Annotated in this window: 20 protein-coding genes and 1 pseudogene; 3 read left to right on the top strand and 18 right to left on the bottom strand. The window is 36.6% G+C overall.

Annotation, left to right across the window (positions count from 1 at the left end):
* Window positions 1-56: 56 nt before the first annotated feature.
* From B0A80_RS14015 to B0A80_RS13935, 18 genes and pseudogenes are all read right to left on the bottom strand, one after another.
* The gene (locus tag B0A80_RS14015) at window positions 57-4,205 is read right to left on the bottom strand and encodes a glycosyl hydrolase family 18 protein (RefSeq protein ID WP_089077668.1); all 4,149 of its coding nucleotides are present in this window, start codon (window positions 4,203-4,205) and stop codon (window positions 57-59) included.
* Window positions 4,206-4,448: 243 nt separating this feature from the next.
* Window positions 4,449-5,174: a hypothetical protein gene (locus B0A80_RS14010; RefSeq protein ID WP_089077667.1), complete on the bottom strand. Its 726-nt coding sequence runs from the start codon at window positions 5,172-5,174 to the stop codon at window positions 4,449-4,451.
* 91 nt (window positions 5,175-5,265) lie between these two features.
* Window positions 5,266-5,976 (bottom strand): hypothetical protein, encoded by a 711-nt coding sequence (locus tag B0A80_RS14005; protein ID WP_070907915.1) that lies wholly within the window; start codon window positions 5,974-5,976, stop codon window positions 5,266-5,268.
* A 231-nt stretch (window positions 5,977-6,207) separates the two neighbouring features.
* Complete coding sequence (locus B0A80_RS14000; protein WP_017495067.1) at window positions 6,208-6,429, bottom strand: hypothetical protein; 222 nt, start codon at window positions 6,427-6,429, stop codon at window positions 6,208-6,210.
* A gap of 358 nt (window positions 6,430-6,787) precedes the next feature.
* On the bottom strand, window positions 6,788-7,075 hold the full coding sequence (locus B0A80_RS21090; protein WP_262487853.1) for a helix-turn-helix transcriptional regulator: 288 nt from the start codon (window positions 7,073-7,075) through the stop codon (window positions 6,788-6,790).
* A gap of 171 nt (window positions 7,076-7,246) precedes the next feature.
* Window positions 7,247-7,459: pseudogene (locus tag B0A80_RS21085) on the bottom strand (helix-turn-helix domain-containing protein); the annotation flags it as partial.
* A gap of 670 nt (window positions 7,460-8,129) precedes the next feature.
* Window positions 8,130-9,950 (bottom strand): hypothetical protein, encoded by a 1,821-nt coding sequence (locus tag B0A80_RS13990; protein ID WP_089077665.1) that lies wholly within the window; start codon window positions 9,948-9,950, stop codon window positions 8,130-8,132.
* A 182-nt stretch (window positions 9,951-10,132) separates the two neighbouring features.
* Window positions 10,133-10,546, bottom strand: coding sequence for a DUF1842 domain-containing protein (locus B0A80_RS13985; RefSeq protein WP_017495072.1), 414 nt, complete (start codon window positions 10,544-10,546; stop codon window positions 10,133-10,135).
* Between the two features lie 104 nt (window positions 10,547-10,650).
* Window positions 10,651-12,495: a hypothetical protein gene (locus B0A80_RS13980; RefSeq protein ID WP_089077664.1), complete on the bottom strand. Its 1,845-nt coding sequence runs from the start codon at window positions 12,493-12,495 to the stop codon at window positions 10,651-10,653.
* Between the two features lie 259 nt (window positions 12,496-12,754).
* Entirely contained in the window at window positions 12,755-13,951 is a 1,197-nt protein-coding gene (locus B0A80_RS13975) for a phenylacetate--CoA ligase family protein (protein WP_089077663.1), read from the bottom strand.
* A gap of 12 nt (window positions 13,952-13,963) precedes the next feature.
* The gene (locus tag B0A80_RS13970) at window positions 13,964-14,878 is read right to left on the bottom strand and encodes a glycosyltransferase family 2 protein (RefSeq protein ID WP_070907920.1); all 915 of its coding nucleotides are present in this window, start codon (window positions 14,876-14,878) and stop codon (window positions 13,964-13,966) included.
* Window positions 14,879-14,885: 7 nt separating this feature from the next.
* The gene (locus B0A80_RS13965; RefSeq protein ID WP_089077662.1) at window positions 14,886-16,112 is read right to left on the bottom strand and encodes a hypothetical protein; all 1,227 of its coding nucleotides are present in this window, start codon (window positions 16,110-16,112) and stop codon (window positions 14,886-14,888) included.
* Window positions 16,113-16,160: 48 nt separating this feature from the next.
* On the bottom strand, window positions 16,161-16,973 hold the full coding sequence (locus B0A80_RS13960; protein WP_089077661.1) for a hypothetical protein: 813 nt from the start codon (window positions 16,971-16,973) through the stop codon (window positions 16,161-16,163).
* A gap of 58 nt (window positions 16,974-17,031) precedes the next feature.
* Window positions 17,032-17,610, bottom strand: a complete 579-nt coding sequence (locus B0A80_RS13955) for a class I SAM-dependent methyltransferase (RefSeq protein WP_089077660.1) — start codon at window positions 17,608-17,610, stop codon at window positions 17,032-17,034.
* Window position 17,611: 1 nt separating this feature from the next.
* Window positions 17,612-19,042, bottom strand: coding sequence for a radical SAM/SPASM domain-containing protein (locus tag B0A80_RS13950; RefSeq protein WP_089077659.1), 1,431 nt, complete (start codon window positions 19,040-19,042; stop codon window positions 17,612-17,614).
* A 183-nt stretch (window positions 19,043-19,225) separates the two neighbouring features.
* A complete protein-coding gene (locus tag B0A80_RS13945; protein ID WP_017495080.1) occupies window positions 19,226-19,399 on the bottom strand; it encodes a DUF1843 domain-containing protein in 174 nt (57 codons plus the stop codon).
* A 73-nt stretch (window positions 19,400-19,472) separates the two neighbouring features.
* A complete protein-coding gene (locus B0A80_RS13940) occupies window positions 19,473-19,649 on the bottom strand; it encodes a DUF1843 domain-containing protein (RefSeq protein WP_017495081.1) in 177 nt (58 codons plus the stop codon).
* Between the two features lie 88 nt (window positions 19,650-19,737).
* On the bottom strand, window positions 19,738-20,397 hold the full coding sequence (locus B0A80_RS13935) for a hypothetical protein (RefSeq protein ID WP_089077658.1): 660 nt from the start codon (window positions 20,395-20,397) through the stop codon (window positions 19,738-19,740).
* A 332-nt stretch (window positions 20,398-20,729) separates the two neighbouring features.
* Here B0A80_RS13935 and B0A80_RS13930 point away from each other — a divergent pair, with 332 nt between their 5' ends.
* From B0A80_RS13930 to B0A80_RS13920, 3 genes are all read left to right on the top strand, one after another.
* Window positions 20,730-21,233, top strand: coding sequence for a GbsR/MarR family transcriptional regulator (locus tag B0A80_RS13930; protein WP_070907965.1), 504 nt, complete (start codon window positions 20,730-20,732; stop codon window positions 21,231-21,233).
* Between the two features lie 55 nt (window positions 21,234-21,288).
* Window positions 21,289-22,107: a thiol-disulfide oxidoreductase DCC family protein gene (locus tag B0A80_RS13925; protein WP_089077657.1), complete on the top strand. Its 819-nt coding sequence runs from the start codon at window positions 21,289-21,291 to the stop codon at window positions 22,105-22,107.
* A 65-nt stretch (window positions 22,108-22,172) separates the two neighbouring features.
* Window positions 22,173-23,081, top strand: a complete 909-nt coding sequence (locus B0A80_RS13920) for a TIGR01777 family oxidoreductase (protein ID WP_089077701.1) — start codon at window positions 22,173-22,175, stop codon at window positions 23,079-23,081.
* Window positions 23,082-23,205: the final 124 nt, after the last annotated feature.

The raw sequence follows: 23,205 nt of genomic DNA, 5'->3' as shown, positions 1-23,205 counted from the left end.
CGAATTTAACTTTATTAGTCAACTTCATTTTTCAGGAAATTGGATATTATTTAGTCTTAAAAATTAACCAGCTTATACGATTTTCTTCGTCCCAGATTATCGGTTATGACTACAATAAATAACTGCTTCGTCAGGAAACTTCCATCTTCTAGCCATAAATTTCTATTGTTTTGGGTGTTTTTGTACTTTACTACAGATTGCCCAAGAGCATTATATACCTCAACATGATCAATATCAATTGCTTCATTATGGACAACTACAGACAATGCATTATCTTTAAAATAAGCTATAAAATTGGTCTCCTCTTTTTCGCCAAATTGATCAACTGACAGAGATTTACTAAAGTAGTTGTCATATGCGTTAGAAAACTCATAACCACTTCCACAAGCGGCATCCCAATTGATAGACCAGGTCATCACTCCTCTCATTTGTGGTTGCAAAGAAGATTTCATTGTATATTTTCTTCCGGAATATGTAGTGCCAAATCGTAAGTAATTAAAAGCATTAATCCCTTTGTCAGGTGTTAGATATCCTCCTGCCGGTGCCGCTCCCGGACAGGCCGGAATTGCAATAACTATTTTAGAAGCCGGCAAGGGTGGGAAATAAAATCCTGTAGAGGCTACATTGAATCCTTTCATCAACATATCTGACATGGCTACTAAAAAATCCGAAGAGGCTTGAGAATATGCTATGTTATCTAAAGCATTTACAGATCCGGTGTTATACAACTGCACCATCAAAAGATCCAGCTCATTACGCAAATTATGAATTACCGGTAAAAAAGATCCGGCTCCATCCCCATATACCGAATATCCAACTTGTACATAATAGGTTTCCGGAGCAGCAGTTAAAATAAAACCTGTTCCATAATAGGTCTTTAATTCCTTGAAAGCATCAATTACATTCTTAAGTTTTGGGTAGGCCGAAATCGCCGAATAAGAAAAATCTTTTAACGCTCCCGCTCCAAAATTCATAGAGCTGCCTTCAAAATCAATATCAACTCCATCAAAATTATATTGATCAACAATCGCTTTTATTCCATTTACAAAAATATTTTTCTGGTCAACGGTGCTTAATACAACATGGCCATTCTGTCCACCAATTGACACAATTACCGGAATACCTTTATCTCTTAAGGTCTTGATATCATTTTTTAACAATTGCGGATCAAAGACTCCTTTTGTAAAAAATCGAGGTTCATTTACTACTAACACTGGAGTATAACCATCTCTATTCACCGTCTCTATAAATGAATAAACAACAACATTGTATTTCTTGTCTGCAATTTCTTTAAAATACAAAAATGGTGCACTCCCACTTTCCCATCCATGTGCATAGCCAACAATAACTTTAGCCGGCAACGGATTAAACTTTGAGTTAACAATAGTGATCGATTGATTCAATAAACTCTCACCGCCTTTATTATCAGTTGCTTTTACAATTATTGGATATTCTTTATAGCTATTAGGAGTAAAAGTATAGCTGTAAGTGTCTCCGGAACCTTTTATCATAGGAAAATAAGTTCCGTTTACATTTACTGCAACACTTGAAATTGTGCCATCTCTATCTGTAACATTAACACTTATTGAAACGGGTTGAAAACCTGATGCCTGATTAATTGTGGTTGACACTGGGGCAGTCCACACAATTTCGGGTAATACATTTGGACATGCTGTACCTGAACATTGCAAATAAAATGGAAAACTATTTTCGGCTGTAGCATTATTAGAGGCTGTAGCCGTAGCTTTTAGCGTATAGTTTTTATTAAAATCTGCTGTTGCCGGAGTCCACGTTGCCGCATACTCGGTACCTGTTGTTGGCGTTCCTGTAATATTTATACCATTTACATTAAATACAACCGATGATAATGTAGTCTTTCCATCCTCAAAAGTCATACTGGCATTTGCTTTAAGCTGGATAGCTGTTCCCGGAACTATTGCAAGGTTTGCCGCAGACGGACTCGTGATTGTCACTTCCGGAGTAACACCGCTTGAGTTAAAGTTATATTCTTTTGATAAAACCGGAATTGGTAAATTGGCCAAATCTGTAGGATAATAAACAACAGAGTTGTTATCCCAGGCATTCATTTTTAAACTTGAAATGGTTGTATAGCCCGAAAATATTGCATTGTCAAAACTATATTTCCCAGAGGTATCTGTTGTAGCAACAAAAGTAGCATAAGGATGTGTACTATCTGTCCATGGAAGATTTAGTTCAATTTTTGCACCAGCGATTGGCATAGCACCATTTTTAACCGTTCCGCTTATTTTATTAGTTGGAGTGGCATTTTGATTAAAATCTAAAACTTTATTTTCACTTAACACACTGTATAAAGTAGAAGCGGGTGAAAATGTCATTCCGGTTTTGGCAGCAGTAATGGTGTAGTCTGCTCCTGCTGTTAAACCGCTTATGCTATAAGCTCCTTTTGAATCTGAAACCGCAGTAACATTAGCTGTTGCTGAAGCTGCGGTAACGGTTACTCCGGAAACTGCTGTAGTACCATTTAGCACGGTTCCTGTAATGGCATAAAGAGGTTGTGTACCTTGTATCACGATACCTGTTTGGTTTGCATTAACCTTTGTTAATTTTACCGGCGTAAAAGTATAGGAAACTTTTAAAGCGGTAACTGAATAATTGGCTCCTGAAACTACTTTGTTAAAAGTAAAATTTCCATCGGAAGATTTAACGGTTTGAATAACAGCGTCATTCTCATCTTTTAGCTGAACGGTGATATCCGAAACCAAATTTGCACCCATTTTTACAGCTCCACTAAGGGTCAGAGTTCCTTCAACAGCAACATTAAACGAATCATTTATCTGACTCAGTAATGCATTAGGAACAGCTCCTCTGGTATCCTGAGACAATTCCCAAACCATACCTCCTGCAAGGTTTTTAGACGCTATATATTTGGCTTTAAGATCGATCGACTGCTTATCTTCGTAAGAGATAAACTGTTTTAGTTTCGAGTTGTATAAATAAGGAACTTTGGTGGTGTTATCAAAATATCTCACCCAGCCTGCAGCTGCTGCAGTAGGCGTAACCATCATGGTATTAGGATCAAGATAAGGATGCGGATTGGTTGCCGCATTCCCTACCAAATCGCAAATTTCAATACTTCCTGAATTTTCACATGGAGCACCTGTATCCCAGGTTCCTAGGGGAGGCTGTGCATTTTTACAGGCGGAAACGACATCTCTTGGTGCGGCAACGAATAATCCGGGCAAATTAGGATTAGTTCCGTCATTAGCAACATGATCAAACTTTTTTCCGTAAAAAGGTAATCCCATGATTAATTTACCAGAGGGAAAACCAACTACATTCAAATATTGACTCGTTAATTCGTCTAATGATTCCGACTGCGCTGCACCATAAAGCGGATCGTTGGTGTTTCCACTTGCATACAATGGAGCATTGTAGCAGGTTTTATCATACCAGTTTCCTCCAAAATCATAACCAAAATAAGTGATATAATCGCAATAGGTCGAAATATCTTCTGTCATTCCGTATTGAGCTCTGTTATTTGGTCCAAGATATTGTTTGGATACATTTCGAACATTGTTCCCAGCCGCGATTGTAATTAATTTATTGGGCATCGCCTGACGCATTGCCTTTAATAAATAAACTAAATTTTTGTTGTCGTCAGGATGGTATTTTTGAGGAGGAACCGGGGCACCATTAAGAATCTCAGTACCATCTGTACCACCTGAAAGAGGATATTCCCAGTCGATATCAAATCCGTCAATAAACGGATAAGTAGTGATGAATTTTACCATATCGGCAGCCAAAGCAGCTCTTGCCACAGGACTTGCAGCAATTGGAGAAAGATCCTGACCTTTTGTCCAGCCACCAACAGATATTAGTACTTTTAAATGAGGGTACTTTTCTTTTAACTTCATTAAGCCATAAAAGTTTCCTTTTACGGGAGCATCCCACGGAATTCCTCCTTCCATATGCTCAAAATCAGCATAGGTATCCAAACATTGTAATTTTGTATTCTCCGGATGGGCGGGATCATAACTTGTACCGTAAAAAGAATAATTTAAATGTGTCAATTTACTTCCATCTATCTTAGAGACATTGAAATCTCTGCCATAAATAGCCCATTGTGCATAATATCCAACTACTTTTTTATTATGACTGGGCTGAGAAACTAAGAAGATTGGGAATAAAACTGAAAATAAAAATAGTAAGTAGCGTTGTTTCATAACTTTTTTTTTCAAAAATAAAGCTATGTTATAGAATTAACTTTCACAGTGTAACAACTGGCTCATTACATGTAATAATCAGCAGATTACACCGGAATACTTCATATTTGGCAGGGATATTTTCTTCTACAAAAAATTAAGACTGCTTTATCGAAACATTATAGAATGTGGGGTATACTTTTCTAAACTTGTCGTAATAGTCAAAGTTTGAAACGATACCTGCAAATGATTTTTTTTACTGCTTTAAGAAACTAACAAGGTTTGCAGGTTTGTACCCGCAGGATATTTTGTTCCCCATACTTCGTCATTGGAACTCCAGCCCTGATCTACATCAAATGTGACTATTCTGGAATCATTCATCAAATCAAAATCAACCAATATTCCCGGACTTTCCGAAATAAGCATTACCGTATTGTTTTGAGGATTGTTGTCACTAAACATTAAGAAGGCTTTATTGTCAGGAGTAACCTCAATATTTTGCCTTCCGAAAATTCTAAAAGTACAGCTGCCATAGTACCGATTATCGTTAGTATTGTGAACACAAATTCCAGTCGCATACTCTGTACCGGATTCGTTCTGAATTAATACGGTTAGATTATCATTATTGGTATCTACTGAAAGTCCTCCAAAATCCTGAATCAGCAATCGTTGTTTTAACTCTATTTTGTAATTTGTTCCTCCTATACTTCTTCTTGAAGTTGAACTAGATGCGGGTCTCTCAGATTGTGGCTGCGGAATATATATTGTTTGATTTTCTGTAATCTCACTTGTCGATATATAACCACTCAGATTGTATTCCCATTCTATAAGGACCGATCTCAGAAAATTTTTAGTCACACTCCAACACAGAGGCCTGAACTGTGAAGCATTTCTGGACCTTGAGGCCAGAAAACAGCATAAACTATAGTTTCCTTTATTTAATACCTCAACGGTTTCCTGAGAGAAGTTAATTATTAGTCTATTGGCCATTCTATTTTCTTTAAGTTTAAATTGAAACAAAAGAATTACTCCTCATCCAAATGCAGATGAAGAGTAATTCAAACAACACTACCCTATATTGTTACTTACTTCTTTCGCTTAACGCTTTTTCTCTGGCGCTGGTATTTTCAATTAACAGCTTTTTCAAATCTGTATAAGCATTAAAGTTTTTCAGCCAATTACCTCCTTTTGCACTCCAGCCTTCATCTATGTTATAATTAACCACACGTGAGTCTGTACCAGTAAGGTCAATAAAAGCTCCGGCAGACATTGCTTTTGTAATTACGGTTGCTGTTTCTATCTTCTCTGTAGAAAAAATAAGAGCAATTTTAGTAATAGGTGTGATCACTCTTGCAGACCCTGCTCCTAAAATTGGAAAAGCACACAAAATGTTTGATTTCCCGTTTACTAACTGATTAATCCCCACTGTAAAACGCTGTGTATCTTCGTTCAAAAAAGATACTGTTCCCGGATAACCGTCTGAAGTTGCTTCGATATTACCGGATCCTTTTTCAATTGTTATCTTTTCACCCAAATCTGTATCGATGGTATTACTCGCTTCAATTACAACCTGAGGTGCAACCGTACTTGTTGAATTGTAGGCCTGAAACTGTTCTTGCCAGGTAATTTTGGTTGAAGTCAATAATTTTTCAGCCGGTAAATGAAACCATACGGTTGGAGAACCATCCCCTGACGCTGCTACAGATTTGAATCCGTATAAAGAATATCCTTCTGCTTTTAAAATTTTTACGTCTTCAGGACTAATACTAACTGTCGTGTTAAAAGTTGCCATAATAAATTTGTTTGTTTGGCCCTACTCATGAGGCTTTTCGGGTAACGCCTTACATTATTTTCTGAATGCAAACAGTTCGTTTTTTAAAGTGGAATCTGCTCCACTCCTTATTAATGCTTCTGTAAAATAGTTTGTACTTTTTGAAACTCTAATAGTAAAATTTCATGGTTCGTAAAAGTGATACCCTATTTTTTAGAAGCAAACCTAATGACCCGCAAACGGGACCTTTACTTATTTTGTAAATGTTGCATTAGTTCCTGCTAATGCTGTACACATACGACCTACCATATTAGTACCATTGTCTAAACCTACTACGTACTCATTTCCTAATACAATTCGAACTACAGGGTCGATATCAGTTACATGTAAGTGATCAGCGTTTATTGGGTCATTTGTTCTTCCTGTTGCTAAAGGCCCGGTTCCTGCTTCGTTTTTAATTAATACATCTGCCATGATTTTCCTTTTTTAAATTAAACATTACTTGATGAGGCATTTCTTTTTCATTGCCTGCCTCAGAAAAATTGTGGATTTTACTCCTATAAATGATATACTTTTATCAATAACGTAAACACAAAATCCGTATCAATCAAGCTGTATTTTTCTTTTTTCTTTGAGATAAAAATCTCATTTACATTGTTGAGACGAATTACATTTTTGCCTTACTATTGATTTTCTCATTTTCGCGATCTGCAGTATCCCTCAATGAGTTTTTTAGATTCGGATTGTACAATCCTTAATTCTAATAAGTCAAAATTATCTGTTTGTTCTTGCTTTTATTTGTACAGAATAAGCTACTTTTTATCAATTTGAATCATAGCACTTTTCTTAATAAATTAACAAATGGAAATAAACTGTTATCTGTATTATACTTACTTGGGGGATAATTAAAATTCTGTTTGAAAACACGGGAAAAATGAGCGATATCAAAAAAGCCGGCAAGAGAGGCTGCCTCAGTAACTGATTTCTTTTGTACCACTAATACCTCAGCAGCAAATTGAAGGCGTATATCTCGTAACAGATGTATAGCCGGAAATCCAAATAATGATTTCACCTTACGGTTAAGATTTGACTGACTCATAAAAAGTTTCGCTGACAGCATCTCTATACAGAATGCCTCGTTATCAAGATTATCGATAACGATGATCAGCAATTTCGCCAGCCATTTGTATTCTTCTTTTAACTGAATCAGTTTGTTGAAACACGCATTGCTTAAAGGAATTTTCCAATCTTCCGGTTTAAATCCTGTAATCAGACTATCATTACGATATGCTGAGGGGGAAATTCCAAACTCTTGTTTGAATTTACGACTGAAAGAAGTCACTCCGCTAAAACCGCAATAAAGAGCTGTTTCTTCAATAGAATATTTATTAGTTTCTAAAATATCTTTGGCCAGCTGCATTCTATAATACAAAATGAGTTTCCCTGGCGGGAAACTCATTTGATTTTGCACTTTACGATTAAGCTGTGCTTTACTGATCTTTAACTGATCGGCTAATTGAGAGACACCAAAAGATGGGTCCGTTTTTTTTCTTGCATGATAGCATCAATCTGCCTTAAAAAAATTTCATCCGATAAATTAATGTTTTTTTCAATCTCAAATTCTTTCATAGTTTGTACGCTTTAAATAATACTTTATCATATTTAAATAAAGACAAGCCGAGAAAAAGAACTGTAAAACAGAAAAACATTTAAAAACCAACTAAAAAAATAATGTCGAACTAATTTTCAAAAAGGGATGTTTTATACTGTTTGGGGTCAGCATACTAAATCTATGGCTTTTATATCTTTATCTGTTCAAAACTAAACGAGCCATTCAATTTAATATCGGAAAATGTCACGAGATCCCTATATGATGACACGAAAACAAATAAATCAGTCATAAGATTTTTCTTAACGCTGTAATTGTAAAAGTCTCTAAAACTTATATATTTTTTTTGCGAACTGTTCGGTAGTCAGAAACCCAAACCGGAAGTTTATTGAAAAGAGCAGGATTACTTTAAGCTTATTGGATATATTTAAAACCGGGGTAGAAATGCTTTGTTTTTTTTGATTCGATCTGACTACAAATACCAAAGATAAATTTACTTATCTTCATCATTCCTTTTACAAAATTAAAAGCCGGTAACTAAAATTTAGTCCCGGCTTTTGTTGAATTAATTTATTTTTCTTTTAAGTAAATCTCTCGTCTTTGTAGACAATGGTATTATATGAGTAAACACATGACTCAGACTATCTGGTTTTACACTATTTCCGCCACTGTGACAAAAAAAGCAGGACGTAACTGATTTGTAATTTCCATCCGGAACAGAATTGGAGCTTGGAGACTGAAAAAAGGTCTCCATAGTACTATTCGCTAATCGCCCTGTTCCAATTGCATCTCCGTTATTTCCACCGTAAGGATATGAATTACCATTGGGCCCTGCACCACCAAAAGTCCAGGTCGCACCGATTAGTAAATAATTCTTTCTAATATCATTACCAACCAACATTTTACGTATACTGTTGTTAATAGCAATAACTTCACTATTCGAATCTGCAGGAGTTCTATTCTCTTGATTTGGAACAGTATCAGAAGCAACTCCCCAGGCCATAACTCTTTTTATATTAGGCTTGTCTATCGCTGGGTCAGTAATTTTAATTGTATTGTTTTCAACAGTCATCTTCTGCGTATTTTTTGTGGTATCGTCGGCATTAACATTAAAGAGCCAATCTTTTCCTCCATCAGCTTTTACTTGCTTGATTTTACCATTAACATCTCTATAAGAATACGCTTCGTTTGGTGCATTTTTTTGGTGTTCAAAAGTTGCCCAGATCATTTCGGGATGTCCTGCAACACTTCCTACAATGTGCATTCCAACCAACGCCAGTGTTGCTGTTGTTGTTTTATTTGTTAGCTTCCACAACTTAGGGTCTGATTTGTCGTATACAGGAATCTTAGCTTTGATTGTAACATAACTCTCCGGATTTGGTAAATCCTTTACTTCCACCCATGATGTCTTTAATTCTATTGCCAAAGCATCCGGATCCGGTGGAGCGGCAAAACCGCTGCTCTTTGCATAGGCAAGAATACTATCTCTTGCACTGGCTGTAGTAGGGAACTGATTACCATTTAATTTCTTGTTTTGTACACCCGTCAGAAAATAAGCATAAACATCGTTTACCATTGTGATGTAATACACCAGTGATTTATTTACCGCAACTAACGCTCCGTTAGAACCTGCCTGTCCTTGTTCTGTATCAATTACATCTCCCTTTGAATCCAGGAACAAAGTTTTATTATCTTTTGTTATAAACTCCTGCACAATGTTTTCACGATGACCTTTAGTATCTATTATCGCTTTAGGCTTAGAAATAGCTTTTCCTTTTGTATCTATAAAAGAATGCACCCCATTGGCATTAGCAATAACCCCGCCTACTATCACAGATTTATTTGACGCATCTTTAACAGCTTCATTTTTACTTTGAGGTTCTACTTCAAATGCTCTTCCTTTTTTATCAATTATAATTGGAAGTCTGTTTGGTCCTGTTTGGCTAATATTACTCACAGCACTCAATAAAGTATTTGGTTTATGTGGTGTTAAAACACGTTTTTTGGTAACGGGATCTTCTGCAGAAACATTATAGAAAACGGGAGATTCTATTACAGTGCCACCACTTTTATAGTCTCCGTCGGAAACTGGAGAGGTGATCCATAAAAACATTTGTTCAGACCATTTATAAAAATCGCAATTATTTCTATGTGGAAAATCAACACTGTTTGCAGGTTCAACAAGTCCATTTTCGGTAATTTTCTTTGTTTTAAACCAGGTCTTGAATTCATCTTCTGAAACACTGCATGAATCCTGTACATCTTGTGGCAGGTATTCGTAATCGGAATCAACCTTTGCCAGTATATCATTTTTTTTGCATCCAAGGATTAGGATGGCAAAAACCGCGATAACGGTAGCTGCTGTTTTTATATTTATTTTTTTCATGATTTGGTGTAGTTAATGGGTGTTTCTTTTGTTTGTTTTTTTGAATCGTCTGAAGTTTTTAATTATCAGAACCTCTTTTAACAAAAAACCGCCCGAAGCAGGCGGTCTTTAGATTTTAATGAAATAAGATTTTTTCTTAATTCAGTATTCTTGTATTGAATTGTTTGGGGAGAATTTAGTTTCTATGCCAGTTCTTTTTTCGGGGTCTTTGCAGACTTTACCGGCACATTCTCTATGTGGTGATTCCAATAAGAGAATCCTCCTGTTCCGTTCCATGAACTATCGATTGCTAAGTGTGCCTCAAAATTAGCCAAGAAAGAACCAATTGCAGGAGGAGGAACAGATTGAACATATTGTCCGCTTAGGCTAACTACCTGAGTAATTTTACCGAATCCGGTTGCATATATTCTTCCTTTAACATGAACAACGATGTGACTATCAGGACCAGGGATGGCCTGTGTAATGACTACTGTACCTGAAACAGAATGTTGTGATGGTACAACAACTAAACTAAATGATGCAATTGGAGCACCTGGTGTTCCTACATTCCCGATTGTGCCTTTTGCTAAATAGGCACCTGCTAATAAATCTGCCATAATCTTTTAATTTAAATTTTTCTTACTCGTGGGGCTTTTCAGATACCGCCTCGTTTTTTATAGTGGGTTCTGCTCCACTTTTTATCATTGGATCAAGTTTCTCCTTATTCAGATACCGGCTCGTTTTCCAGAGTGGGTTCTGTCCCGCTTTCTATTACGGGTTCCAGTTTTTCCTTTCTTGGAGAACTAACACTTATCTGCACGTTTACCTGTCCTATATTATCTGTCAGACCTGCTCCGTAAATACCTTTTAAATCGTCATTGATGCATAATTCTAATTTTCCAACTAATCCCGCTGGCGTGTTTGCTCCCAATCCGATTAAGAAAACAGTATCTCCTATTTTACCTACCAATGCTCCCTCGTTTGCCCCTGGAAGTGCGTAACCGGGTTTAGCACTGATAAAAGTTGGGTTTCCGGCAGAATTGTACAAATGACCGTTATTGATATTTGGATTCGCCGTCCATAGCCCATCTTTATATTTTATGGTAGCAACTCTACTAGGATTCAATCGAACACCTGTATCCAACCATGGATAAGAAGGATTAGGATTATCAGGAGTACTTGGATTCGGTTTTGCCTGAACGGTAAAATCAACTGGTGGAACCGCGAAATTGCAAGCCGGAATTGGCGTTGTAAATTCTTCATAATCAAAATAATCTGCCAAAGCAAGACTCGTTCCTAAACCTACACCTGACTGCGATTGCATAAAGGTTATTGGTCGGCTGCGTCTTCCGGTTCGATCGAAAGGGCTATACCAGGTCCATAAATAAGTAGAATCTGGATAATTATTTCCTGAAGGCGGAAAAAATACACCAACAACCGTGGCTGTATTACCCGGACAAAGCGCAGGATTCCTCACAATAGTGGCATGAATTTTTCCTTGTACCGCCGGAATCTGAACCCAGTTTGGCGGTTGTTGCGGGAATGGAAAATTTCCAAAACCAATCGCATTTGTTATTCTGTCTCCTACATAATTAATTAAAAATCCTGCACCACTATTAGGCGGCGGAATCATTCCGGTAGGAGTTGGTCCGGTAAGAAGCGCTTGTTGCGCAGTAAATGGATTTGTGGGATTGTAGGTATATTTCATCAGGGTACTCTGACTCCTGTCTGATGAAACGCTGTATTGCGAATTGTCTCTCCAATTGTATAAAACCCTTGTAGGAAGAGGATTGAATGCTTCATTGACCGGTGTCATGAAAACAGTCATCCCAAAATTAGTATTCCATGTAAACAGCTCATAGTTATCAGGGTTTCCAAATGAAAAACCTTCTACAACCGGAAGTACCAAAGGTGTGTTTAAAGGATTGCTTGATAATTTCTCAAAAGTAGAGAAATAAGTAAACGAGAACATTTGAAATAAGGCCAGCTGATTAACATCTCCTAAACCCGGGCGTGCAACAGGTCCTTGTCCAAACATAAGACGCACCGGAAAATTGGTTTTATGATCAAACCACATCCAGGTAGCAGGTGCAGGACTGCTGTTACCTACCGGAATTTTCCACCAATCTACTTTTTGTGCTTTCATCCAGTTCAGATAACTGGTTCCGGAACATTTTGCTCTACTGCTTTCATTTCCAAACCAGTTTGTAGTTGGAATTCGCCAACCTACATTGATCGGTGTATAGCGGATTCCGTCGGTCGATACTTCTGTTTGAGTTGGCGTTATTCTGTACCACCATCTTCTGCCGGAAGCACCTACCAACAAAGCGTTTAATCCAAGTCCTTCGGCATAATAAACCGTCGCGGTACAAATTTCAAAAAAAGGGCTCTCTTTGTCAGCAGTAGTACTATTACTCTGCAGGGGACTAAAAGGGTGAAGTACACAAGTACATTTCCAAAATTGTGGAAGTCTGGGCTGAGGCCCTGTAAAAGTCTCCAAAACCGGATATCTTGAATCTGGTATCGGATCCACGCAATTTTTCGAGGAAGAGGTTAAATCTTTCATGGTAGTTTGCTTTTGGGGTTACTAATTCGGATTGTTTGGTATTATTTTGATTCTCAATGGATAATCTTATCATTCTGATTTCCTTTAGAATAACTTTACGAAACCAGCATTTTTAATTTTCCCGATTAAAATTACAATGCATAAGAAACCCTAGATAAAAAAATGTCATGAGACTGGTTTTTTTATCCATAAAGCGAATAATCAATGGAACAGAATTCTTTTAAAGAGGGAATAAAAATTACAAACTTGCACAAAAGCATTATCTACGATCCAGTAATACTGGTGTCTTAGTCGTATTGGGATCTATGTACAGATCTGCCGCCGTAACCAGCAAAACCTCAACATCCATAAAACCGTCTTCATAGTTCAACAGTTTTTTCAATGCCGCATCTTTTTCCTCAACAAAAGCCTCTCTTTTATCTTCAGAAACATTTTGTACGATTAGCATCTTTACAACATCCTTAAAATTTTTATTTGTTGACAATTGAATCTGAAAAGCGGTTGCCTCATTTGTAAGCGACAGAAATTTGTCTAAGTCGTAATGCTGTTCACAAACTATAAAAGATTTTGCCTCTCTGGATTTTAATTCCAAAAAAGATTTTCCATCCAGTTCTACCCATCGGCCTATATCTCCGATGGCATATCGAAAAACCGGAAACCTTTTACGGAATGTATTAGTAACCGCTATTGTACCGTATCCTTCCTCATCGGGATTTATAATTTCAACAATAATACCTTTTATAACGGAAAACAAGGATGGCGTTTTAGTACAATGTGACCAGGCCCAAATTCCGGTTTCGGCGGAACCATACATGGAATACACTTCCTGAAAACCTAGTACCTGCTGTAAAAATTTTTGTGTATTAGGTCGTAAAAACTCTCCCGCATAAAACAACTTCCCAATTTCTATTTTTCTGTTGTTCTTTTGTAAAAAATGAGCAAAGCAGATTAGTTTTGAAGGAGTTCCGAATATAAAATCAGGTTTGAAATGACGGGCTGCCTGCTCCATATCGGCATAACTTGCATGGGCACTTAATGCCAAAGTTGTTGCCTGACATTTTTCAAGAATATCATCCATAATAGCTGCCGTACGATACATATCGGAATAACCAAAAATGTTCAGGGCAATTGTTTTGGAAGTAAAAAAATTATTTCGGGTGAGTTCGCCTGCCAATGCAAGACGCTGATTATGATTCTCCTGAATATCAACCGGAAAAACCAACGGCTTTTGAGTGCTCCCGCCTGAGCGTACGAGATAAACGCCTGTTTTTTCTTCCTCAAGTTTAAACTTTGTCTCTAAAATTGGCATTAACTCTTTTTTACTCAGTACAGGTGCTCCGGCAGCAAAATCATTTCCTTTGTAAAATTCAATATACAACGGATTTTGTTTGGCCAATTCAAAGTAATCCTGTAATTCAGAATGGTCTATTTTTGGAGGGATACAAACGGGATACATAAGGAGTCGTTTTTAAGAGTTTCTTCTTTTTAAATAATAACTGTTCTTGACCAATAATTTGAAATGATTGAAAATAAACAAGCCTTTTTGCTGCCAGGACGGCAATCGCTCCATGGCGTGTTCCAGCCATCGCTGCGAATACATTCCCATTAACTGCTGATCGTATCGATTGGAGCTTTTTCTATACCGCTTTATGATGATCGGGATTTCAATTGCTTTCCAATCTGTGGGGCTGATTCTGGACAAACTTCCTTCTACTTCCCGTACTTCGATGCAGGCTTTATTCAGTAATCCAACTCTGGAAGGCTGAGGTAATGTTTTTAGTACCCGATACCATAAGTCAATGCCTTCGCTTATTGAAACATCAGTCTCATAAAAAATATCTTCAAGATGTTTTTTTCGGATCACAACATTACTGCCAAAACCCATAATAAAATCGGGAGAACTAATCGTGTGCAATGGATCCGGAATTAAAAATAGTTCCTCTGAAAAGGGAATCATTTCTTTTTCAAATGATTTAGTTTTCGGTAAGTAATGATTTGACGGGATGAGCAGAATACCAAGTATCAGCACATCGAGATTCTCCTCCTCCATCATAGAACTACTATCTTGTAAACAAGTTGGTAAATAACAATCGTCTGCATCCAGAAAACTGATCAAATCTCCGGTTGCCAACTCAATTCCAATATTTCTGGCGTTACTTGGACCTTTATTCTCTTCCAGCTCGATGATCTGAACATCCGTCTGCAAAAATTGAGGGGAAAAAAAAGAGAGCGCGTCTTTTAGATATACCAAACTCAGATCTGAACTACAATCATCGACAATAATAAGCTCTGACACTTTTTTTTCCTGAAAAGCCAGAGAACGAATGGTATCATAGATGTAAGCTTCCTTATTATAAAGAGGTATCACAACGGTATGTTTCATATTTTGACTACTGTGCTATTGGATAAATCAAAGCTCTTCCCTGATGCACATTCACAACAGATTCATCTGATCCCCGAAACATACCGGATCCATAACTTTTATCATCTTTGCACAGCAGCATTCCCACTAAATAAATCTGACGGTTGTTTTCAGCATCGTCAAACTCTTTTTGATCTACAAAATGCTGAATCAGATAGCTCTTCCAGTTTTCTCTCACTATAGTATTCCAATTTTCATCAGTGCAATCACTTTTCACATAGGCTCCAATTCCCCTTCCGCCGCTGTTTAGTTTTAAAATCAGATTTTGTTCTGTATTTGTAAATTCATCGCATTCAACAGGATCGGTAATAACGAAGCTTGGGATAAGGTACTCTTTCAAAAAATGGTACTCTTCCTTACTCAGGTAGTCCAGCATAATCGCGGCATCATACATGACAGCCAAAACTCTTTTATCATGAATAAGGATTAAAGTTCGAATGTCATTGAAATAGCAATTCTCTTCAATTAACTTGTCCAATACATCGGGGCTAATTTTTTTTAATTCTTCCCGATCCATTTCGAGTATAAATTGTGAAACCGGTACTCCGTTGGCTTCTATTGAATCCTTTACAATCACGAGCTCCTGAGGTTTTGCAGAAATTAATTCAATATTTAATTTGGCCAACTCTCTTTGTGCATTAAAAATATCGCTGCCTTTTTCATCATCATGAATAAGAGCTACTTTTTTATGGGGAGCAAACTGATGAGACAGATCGTCGATAAGATTTTTTAAATCTGTACCTCCTGCAGCTATTTGATCTTTATATTCATTGGTCTGATTGTTTATCAGGTGTAAATAATAACTGATCATCCATCCATTTAACGGATAACGTGCTCCTATTTCACAGATTTTGGGCTGGTCATTACTATCATATAAAAAATCAGGGCGATAAAAACCCTGATTATAGCTTTGGCTACTACACTTTTTCAATAAAGCTTCAAGGTCATTCTCCAGTTGATAATAGTTCCGGATTCTGCTGTCTTCAAAGTAATTCAAAACAATTGCTGTACAAGCTTTGTTTAAAACAGCACACAGGCGATCCATCGGTTTGTTATACTCCGGAGACAGGACGACAGACGAATTAGCAAAAGCATCTCTGCCTAATATGTTGATATTCTGAAAGTATTCAAAAAACAACTGATTCCATTTTTCCTGTTGATCAGCTTGGTTTTGCTGTAGTTTAATTTTTGACATATAAGATTGAAGTTTATTTTTTTGTAATAGATTATTAGATACGCCGATTTAAAAACTCAATTCTTCTACTTCCAAAAGATCCACCATCACGGCCGATTTTTTTGCTAAATAGTCCTTGACAATTGTTTCAAGATCATACGATTCAAGATCGATATTCATTGCCTTGGCGTAGTGAAAAATTGAACTAACAGCAAAAAAGAAGTGATTTTTCTCTGTTGGTCCACAGTGAACACTGATCCATGCTAATGTTTTGTCGCACTCTTCTTCTGTGTAACCGTAATCATTAATCAACCAGGACTGGAATTTTGGCAAGATCAGTTCTACTTCTCCATGCGTATAAATTTCATGTATCAAAGTCGTCAGTAAAGCAATCATGATGTCTTTATTTCGTAATGAGTTTTGATCTTTCCATGCTTTAAAATCACAGGCGCTTTGATTCAGGTAACGTCGGGAAAGCCAGTCATCATCTGTACAGATTGTAGTGGCCATAGTATAAAACAGCTGCGAATGCAAAATTCTGCCTACCACTGCCAGATCTTCATCAACGATACGGTTTAAGCTGGTGATCGATTGCAATAGTGCTTTTTCATCTGCAATAGGTTGATTTTTATGAACCAGCATGGTCATACGATTGCTGATTCCGGATACTGTCATTGCACTGTTATTGGTTTGGCTCCAGCTGTGAAAGAAACGCTGTAAACGTTCTTTGTCCTGAACTTTAGAAGTCAGCTGATTGAAACTTTTCTCAATTTTTGAAAATGCTTCCTCCTGATTTGGAAGGAATTTTAATAACTGATCTTTTAAATGTGATTCTTCCATTCCTTCAAGAACCGGAAGAATAATTGAACTTAAACTTGCCATAACTGTTTTGATTTTAGGTTAATTAATGATTTTGATTTCTATTGTTTGTTGGTGGTTTTTAATGAACAGATTTAGAGCGGTAATATTTAATTTTCCGAAGCACATCAATATCTTTAAAGTGATATTGCTCTAACCAATCGGCTTCATCGAAAAAGATGCAGCTGGACTCGGCAATTACAATAATGTTTTTACGGAGAGAGATGTGATAGAGTTTCTCTAATAATTCAGCATATTGAAAATCGTAAAGAGGATTGTACAGATAAAAAACATTTCCATCTGAGATATCTGCTTTTAAAATATCTCCCGAAATTGCCCTGGCATTCGCAAGTCCTTCTTTTTCTATTAAAGCAACACAAACTTTATTTCGCTCTTCAAGAATTTCGATTCCTTTAAACTGAACATCCGGATGTTTTACGGCACCATATAAAATGATATTTCCATAACCGGAACCCAAATCATAAAATACCGTTTGTGGTGTCATTGGAACCGGGTCAAAAAGAGCCTCTAAGAAACTGGAAGATCCGTATCGATAAGAGTTGAGTCCGTACTTAATTGTAATTTCCGACAGACTTAAACCTTCTTCAATATGATGCAAATACTGATCAATTTCTGATTGAATACTTCTTAATTGCTCCATACTATTTCATCATTAAGAATTCTAGTTTTTCCAGTGAGCGTTTTGCTTTCTCCATTTTAGCGGCATATTCATCATTTACCTCTTTCACGTTGCTGTTACAAAAACTGCAAACCTCTTCTTCTTCATAGACATAATTATCGCAGCCATTACATAACTTTAAGGCTTTAGGTATTCTTGGAACTCTTGCTGTCACATCAACAACAGGAACAGGAGTTTCAGTATGAGGTGATTGTATTTCTACTATTACTCCGTTTTCATCTTCGACGATAATTTCAAAAAGTCCCATATCGAAAGAGTCGCCTGGTGCTTCCTGTATTTTTCTTACTCGTTCCTTAAGACCTTTCTTTTTTAATTCTAAAGCACGATGATGGCAAAAAGGATTATTCCCTCTCTTACCGAACAATACATGACTTGTCCAGGTACAGCCCGCCAGACAAGAAGATTCATAATAACAGCCTTTACAACCGCCCCATAATTCTTCTTTATTTCTATATCTGGAAAAAACCATCTCTTCACTGTATTTCCAAATATCCTCCAGTGCCATATCTTTTACATTTCCTCCTGTATAGGCACTCGTTGGTAAGGAAGGACAGCCTTTAATTTTACCATCTGCTTCAATCCCTATTCCGGTATGCCCTGCCGAACATCCGGTATAATATTTCTCATTGCCCTGTCTCCAAATGTGTTCATACGGTCCAAAATAACCAATGTTATTCCCCGCCTGTATTAGGATATTATGAGCTAAGGCTTTTCTGTAGATCACAATAAGCTCATCGTAAAAATCAATTAATTCATAAGGCTGAACGATCAGTTCATCCGCATTGTCTACGGCATTCCCCATAGCAACGGCAAGTTGTATCTGCCAGTTTTTTACATTATTTTCAATCAAAACATCCAAAAGCTCATTCATCTCATTTTTACTTCTTTTTGTAATTACTGTATTTACGCTAGAAGTTATATTGTGCTTTTTAAGTAATCCCAGACAATTAACGGCATGTTCAAAAGAATCTCTTCTTCCTCTTATTTTATTGTGAGTATCCGGCATTCCATCGATAGAAACACCTATATTATTTATTCCCGCTTTTTTTGCAGCAATGATTCTTTCTTCGTTTAAATTATAGGCACCGGACTGCATAGAGCATTCGATCCCGCTTTGATGTATTCTTTCGATAATCTCAATCCAGTCTTTTCTTAAAAAAGCTTCCCCCCCAATAATCGAAATTTCTCTGGTACCAAGACGTTTAAGACTATCAATAACCCCAAAACATTGTTCTGTAGTTAATTCACCCGGTCTTACTTTTCCGGCTCTCGATCCGCAATGTGAGCATTTCAAATTGCAAGCCAGCGTAATTTCCCATACGACATGCACTGGAGTAGCCGTTGCATAATCATCCCTTACTCTGTATCTTGTTGAAGTCTTAATAGTATCCATCTTATATCAATTTTACTTATATTTTAGTTCAATGCTTTCTGATATAATACCGATGTAATATGAAAATAGTACCATGCAATTGGACTATATTGAATATACAATCGGTATTAGTTTTGTTTGTGGTTTGACAATTATTTAAAAGACGGTTTAAAAAGTAAAACTTGATAAACCGTCTTTTTTAGATTACCTTTTCTTTTTCAAGGCATCAATTGCATCAAGCAATTCTACTAATGCTACATGCAAATCTTTTTGTTCTCTTATGGTTTTCTTAGCTTGTTCAGCTACCGCAACCATTTTTTCTAAATCATTTGAGGCAATCGCCTCCCTGATTCCTACTCCGTAAAGTACTGTTGCCATAATATTTTATCTTTTGATTACTCCTACTCTTTAGGTTTTTCAGATACCCCCTTGTTTTTCTGTACAAGTCAGCTTACTTCTTGTTCTTTAGAGAATCTATTGCGTCCAATAAGTCTAATAAAGCTACAGTCAGATCTCCATGATCTCTTATTGTTTGCTTTGCTTGCTTGGCAACAGCTTCCATCTTAGCCAGGTCATTAGAGGCAAGAGCTTCTCTAACTGCGACACCATAAGGCATGATTATTCCCATAGTTGTTGTTTTTTAGTTATTATTTGTTTTGTTTGAGGATTTATCCTTTTTCAGGAAGAAATTTCTACCGAAGAAACTTTCTGATTCCTTAATTACTATAACCAAACTGATGCAGGAAAAGTGCTGGTTCATTTGGACTCAAGCAAGTCAAATTACCTAAAGTCACTGTTCTGCCTTCATTATTTTTTCCGGTGATAATAATATTCTTCGCTCCAGCCGTTAATTTGCCTAAACGATTTCCGGTATTTACTTCGCTTCCCATTTCATGAGGTGTTCCTGTTCTGGTAGCGATAACATTTCCGGTTCCATTTTCAATTAATACTCTCTGTCCTATTGCCGGTGCCGGAAATAACTGAGAAACTGTAATATCAGTAAGTTCTCCCAGTGTGATATACGGAGGCAAAGTTTCGGCATTAATTGTTTCAGATTCTGGTTTACCAAGCGTAATAGTTCTTCCAAACTCAGGCTGTGTACCCGCATTTGTACAATACATCCACGGAGTAGTAAAAGGAGTACCGTCTTCATATTCTCCAGTTGCTATATATCTTTGGTGTACACCTAATTTTTGTTTTTCGGACAGTGTGTTCAAATCAAGATTATAAAACACTGATTTAATAAGTGTCCCAACTGCAAAGGTACCGGTAGCTTTTTCAACAACAGGAAGAATAACTGGTCCAACTCCTCCTCCATGCCATTCTACATAAGGATACACATTTACATTTTTTACTTTTTGAGGTATTGCTTGCATAATAATAGTTTTTGTCCTACTCATGAGGCTTTTCAGATCCGCCTTCGCTTTTAACTGTGCGAAACAGTCCGTTTTTTAAAGTGGGTTCTGCTCCACTTTTTTTAATCACAACTATTTAATAATTAAATAGTTACTCAGATAATTTTCTTTCATTAAATTTCTATATCAAAGCTATTTTAGATATGAAGATCGAATCGAAAAAATGTTATAAAATGAGAATTATCTGTCATAAGACACAAAAAACAAGACATAAGATAATTCTTAGAAAAACCTCATCAAACAAACTTTCATTTATTTTTGAAAGTTTAAAAACTTTTACTTACATTTGTTTCATGGAATTCAAAGAAGCAAAAAATAAGTTCGTACAAACCTGGGGAGCATTAGGTTCTCAGTGGGGTATTAATAAAACCATGGCACAGATTCATGCGCTGTTAATGGTTTCGAACGAAGCTGTTTCTATGGAGGATATCATGGAGGAATTACAAATTTCACGCGGAAACGCCAGCATGAACCTAAGAGCTTTAATGGATTGGGGAATTGTCTACAAAGAATTCAAAGCCGGAGAAAGAAGGGAATTTTTTACTGCTGAAAAGGATCTAGACGAACTGGCCGTAAAAATTGCCAGAGAAAGAAGTAAAAGAGAAATTAAACCTGCTCTTAAAATATTGAAAGAAGTTTCTACAATTGGAGCAAATGATACTGCTGAAGAAAAACACTTTGTAGATCAAACTTCTAAATTGTATGATTTTGTATTAAAAGCAGATAATATGATGGATAAAATGACCGAATTTAATGAAAACTGGTTGGGACGTCTTGTCCTTAAAATCATGAAATAAAAAAATTTAATCAAAACTTTCATTTTTTTCTGAAAGTTTAAAACAAACGATAACTATGAAAACGCTGGAAAACCAAACCCTACTTTACGATGAAGATTGTCCGCTATGCAGTTTGTATACCACTGGCTTTGTAAAAAGTGGCATGTTAGATCAAAACGGAAGAAAATCATACTGTCAGCTATCTGAGGAAGAACAAAATTTTGTTGATTTAAAACGCGCTCCAAACGAAATCGCTTTGATTGATAACAAAACAAAAACCGTAACTTATGGAATTGACAGTTTAATTAAAGTTGTCGGTTTTTCATTTCCGCTTATTGAAAAAATTTCAACTCTAAAACCGATTCACTTTATCCTCAAAAAAATGTATTCTTTTGTTTCCTACAATCGAAAAGTAATTATCCCTGGAAATGCAGTCGAAGAGAACAAATTACAATGTACTCCGGATTTTAATTATAAATATCGATTTCTGTTTATCGGATTTGCCTTAACGATAACAAGCTCTATCCTTTTTGGTTATGCTAATCTGATTCCGGGTTTACCGAAAACCAGTATTTCAAGAGAAATCATTATTACATTGGGCCAAATTGTTTTCCAAAGTTTGTTTTTATTCCAATTTGACAGACAAACCATTATGAATTATGCCGGAAATCTAATGACCGTTTCATTAATGGGTTCCTTAATTTTAAGTCCTGTCCTGCTTCTAAGCAAATTTATACCACTTACTGAAACTATCGTTTTAGGCTGGTTCGGAGTCACCGTTTTGATCCTATATTTGGAACATTTCAGAAGAATCAAAATTTTGAAACTTCCAATTTACTTATCTTACACCTGGATTCTCTATCGAATTATTGCTTTATTCTTCATTTTAAACTGATTTAAAAAAATCGTCACAGATTGCACGGATTACCATTCGGGCAATTCGTGCCAAAAAAAACAATAATGAGCAAACTCATCATCGCAGCCGGAACAGGATTTCTGGGACAGGTTTTAATACATCATTTCAAAAACAAATTTGAAGAAATTGTTATTCTGACTCGAGGGAAGTCACAAATCATCGATGGAATAAAATATGTAAACTGGAATGCCAAAACTTTTTCAGGCTGGGAAAGTGAACTGGAAAATGCCACGGTATTAATTAATCTGGCAGGTAAATCTGTTGATTGTCGCTATACTTCAAAAAATAAAAAAGCAATTTTATTGTCTCGTCTTGAAAGCACAAAAATTTTAAACAAAGCCGTTTTGAATTGTAAAAACCCACCAAAACATTGGCTCAATTCGTCAACTTCCACCATTTACCGTTTTTCTTTAGACAAACAAATGGACGAAGTCGAGGGGGAAATCGGAAATGACTTCTCTATAAATGTGGCTCTCTCGTGGGAAAAAGCTTTTTTTAAAACAGAAACTCCAAATACCCTGAAAACGGCATTACGAACATCAATCGTTTTGGGAAAAAACGGCGGTGCTCTCCTTCCGTTAAAGACTTTGGCTAAAATAGGTTTTGGAGGAAAACAAGGAAAAGGAAATCAATGGGTCAGCTGGATTCACGAAGATGATTTTGCACGTGCAATCGAGTTTATAATAAAAAAAGAGATGGCAGGAAAAGTAAATATCGTTTCGCCAAACCCTATTTCAAATAGTGACTTTATGCAAAAACTTCGAAAAGCAGTTGGTATACCTTTTGGAATCCCACTCAATCAATTCTTTCTGAAAATCGGATCTTTTATCATTCGGACAGAAACAGAACTGGTTTTAAAAAGCAGAAATGTGATTCCGAAACGACTATTAGAAAAAGGTTTTGCGTTTAAGTTTGAAAATATTGATCCGGCTTTTCAGAACCTCTTATCCTAAAAGAATCAAAGTGCTGTACTGAAACCAGAAAAGCTACGAAAAACGCTTTGTGCTAAGTCTCGTATAGTCCCTACGGGACAGTTATGCAGAGCGGCGAGGTGGTTTTACCAATATGTAATCTCTC

The organism is Flavobacterium tructae (assembly GCF_002217475.1).
Taxonomy (GTDB): Bacteria; Bacteroidota; Bacteroidia; order Flavobacteriales; family Flavobacteriaceae; genus Flavobacterium; species Flavobacterium tructae.
This window is presented reverse-complemented; position numbering and strand designations above follow the sequence as displayed.

Excerpts from the sequence above, each read along its gene's own strand:
- B0A80_RS13955 (WP_089077660.1), bottom strand. The coding sequence starts at position 17,610 with ATGGAGCAATTAAGAAGTATTCAATCAGAAATTGATCAGTATTTGCAT.
- B0A80_RS13965 (WP_089077662.1), bottom strand. The coding sequence starts at position 16,112 with ATGTCAAAAATTAAACTACAGCAAAACCAAGCTGATCAACAGGAAAAA.
- B0A80_RS13940 (WP_017495081.1), bottom strand. The coding sequence starts at position 19,649 with ATGGGAATAATCATGCCTTATGGTGTCGCAGTTAGAGAAGCTCTTGCC.
- B0A80_RS13975 (WP_089077663.1), bottom strand. The coding sequence starts at position 13,951 with ATGTATCCCGTTTGTATCCCTCCAAAAATAGACCATTCTGAATTACAG.
- B0A80_RS13920 (WP_089077701.1), top strand. The coding sequence starts at position 22,173 with ATGAGCAAACTCATCATCGCAGCCGGAACAGGATTTCTGGGACAGGTT.
- B0A80_RS13945 (WP_017495080.1), bottom strand. The coding sequence starts at position 19,399 with ATGGCAACAGTACTTTACGGAGTAGGAATCAGGGAGGCGATTGCCTCA.
- B0A80_RS13970 (WP_070907920.1), bottom strand. The coding sequence starts at position 14,878 with ATGAAACATACCGTTGTGATACCTCTTTATAATAAGGAAGCTTACATC.
- B0A80_RS13990 (WP_089077665.1), bottom strand. The coding sequence starts at position 9,950 with ATGAAAAAAATAAATATAAAAACAGCAGCTACCGTTATCGCGGTTTTT.
- B0A80_RS14005 (WP_070907915.1), bottom strand. The coding sequence starts at position 5,976 with ATGGCAACTTTTAACACGACAGTTAGTATTAGTCCTGAAGACGTAAAA.
- B0A80_RS13960 (WP_089077661.1), bottom strand. The coding sequence starts at position 16,973 with ATGGCAAGTTTAAGTTCAATTATTCTTCCGGTTCTTGAAGGAATGGAA.
- B0A80_RS13925 (WP_089077657.1), top strand. The coding sequence starts at position 21,289 with ATGAAAACGCTGGAAAACCAAACCCTACTTTACGATGAAGATTGTCCG.
- B0A80_RS13930 (WP_070907965.1), top strand. The coding sequence starts at position 20,730 with ATGGAATTCAAAGAAGCAAAAAATAAGTTCGTACAAACCTGGGGAGCA.
- B0A80_RS14010 (WP_089077667.1), bottom strand. The coding sequence starts at position 5,174 with ATGGCCAATAGACTAATAATTAACTTCTCTCAGGAAACCGTTGAGGTA.
- B0A80_RS13985 (WP_017495072.1), bottom strand. The coding sequence starts at position 10,546 with ATGGCAGATTTATTAGCAGGTGCCTATTTAGCAAAAGGCACAATCGGG.
- B0A80_RS21090 (WP_262487853.1), bottom strand. The coding sequence starts at position 7,075 with ATGCTGTCAGCGAAACTTTTTATGAGTCAGTCAAATCTTAACCGTAAG.
- B0A80_RS14000 (WP_017495067.1), bottom strand. The coding sequence starts at position 6,429 with ATGGCAGATGTATTAATTAAAAACGAAGCAGGAACCGGGCCTTTAGCA.
- B0A80_RS13950 (WP_089077659.1), bottom strand. The coding sequence starts at position 19,042 with ATGGATACTATTAAGACTTCAACAAGATACAGAGTAAGGGATGATTAT.
- B0A80_RS13980 (WP_089077664.1), bottom strand. The coding sequence starts at position 12,495 with ATGAAAGATTTAACCTCTTCCTCGAAAAATTGCGTGGATCCGATACCA.
- B0A80_RS14015 (WP_089077668.1), bottom strand. The coding sequence starts at position 4,205 with ATGAAACAACGCTACTTACTATTTTTATTTTCAGTTTTATTCCCAATC.
- B0A80_RS13935 (WP_089077658.1), bottom strand. The coding sequence starts at position 20,397 with ATGCAAGCAATACCTCAAAAAGTAAAAAATGTAAATGTGTATCCTTAT.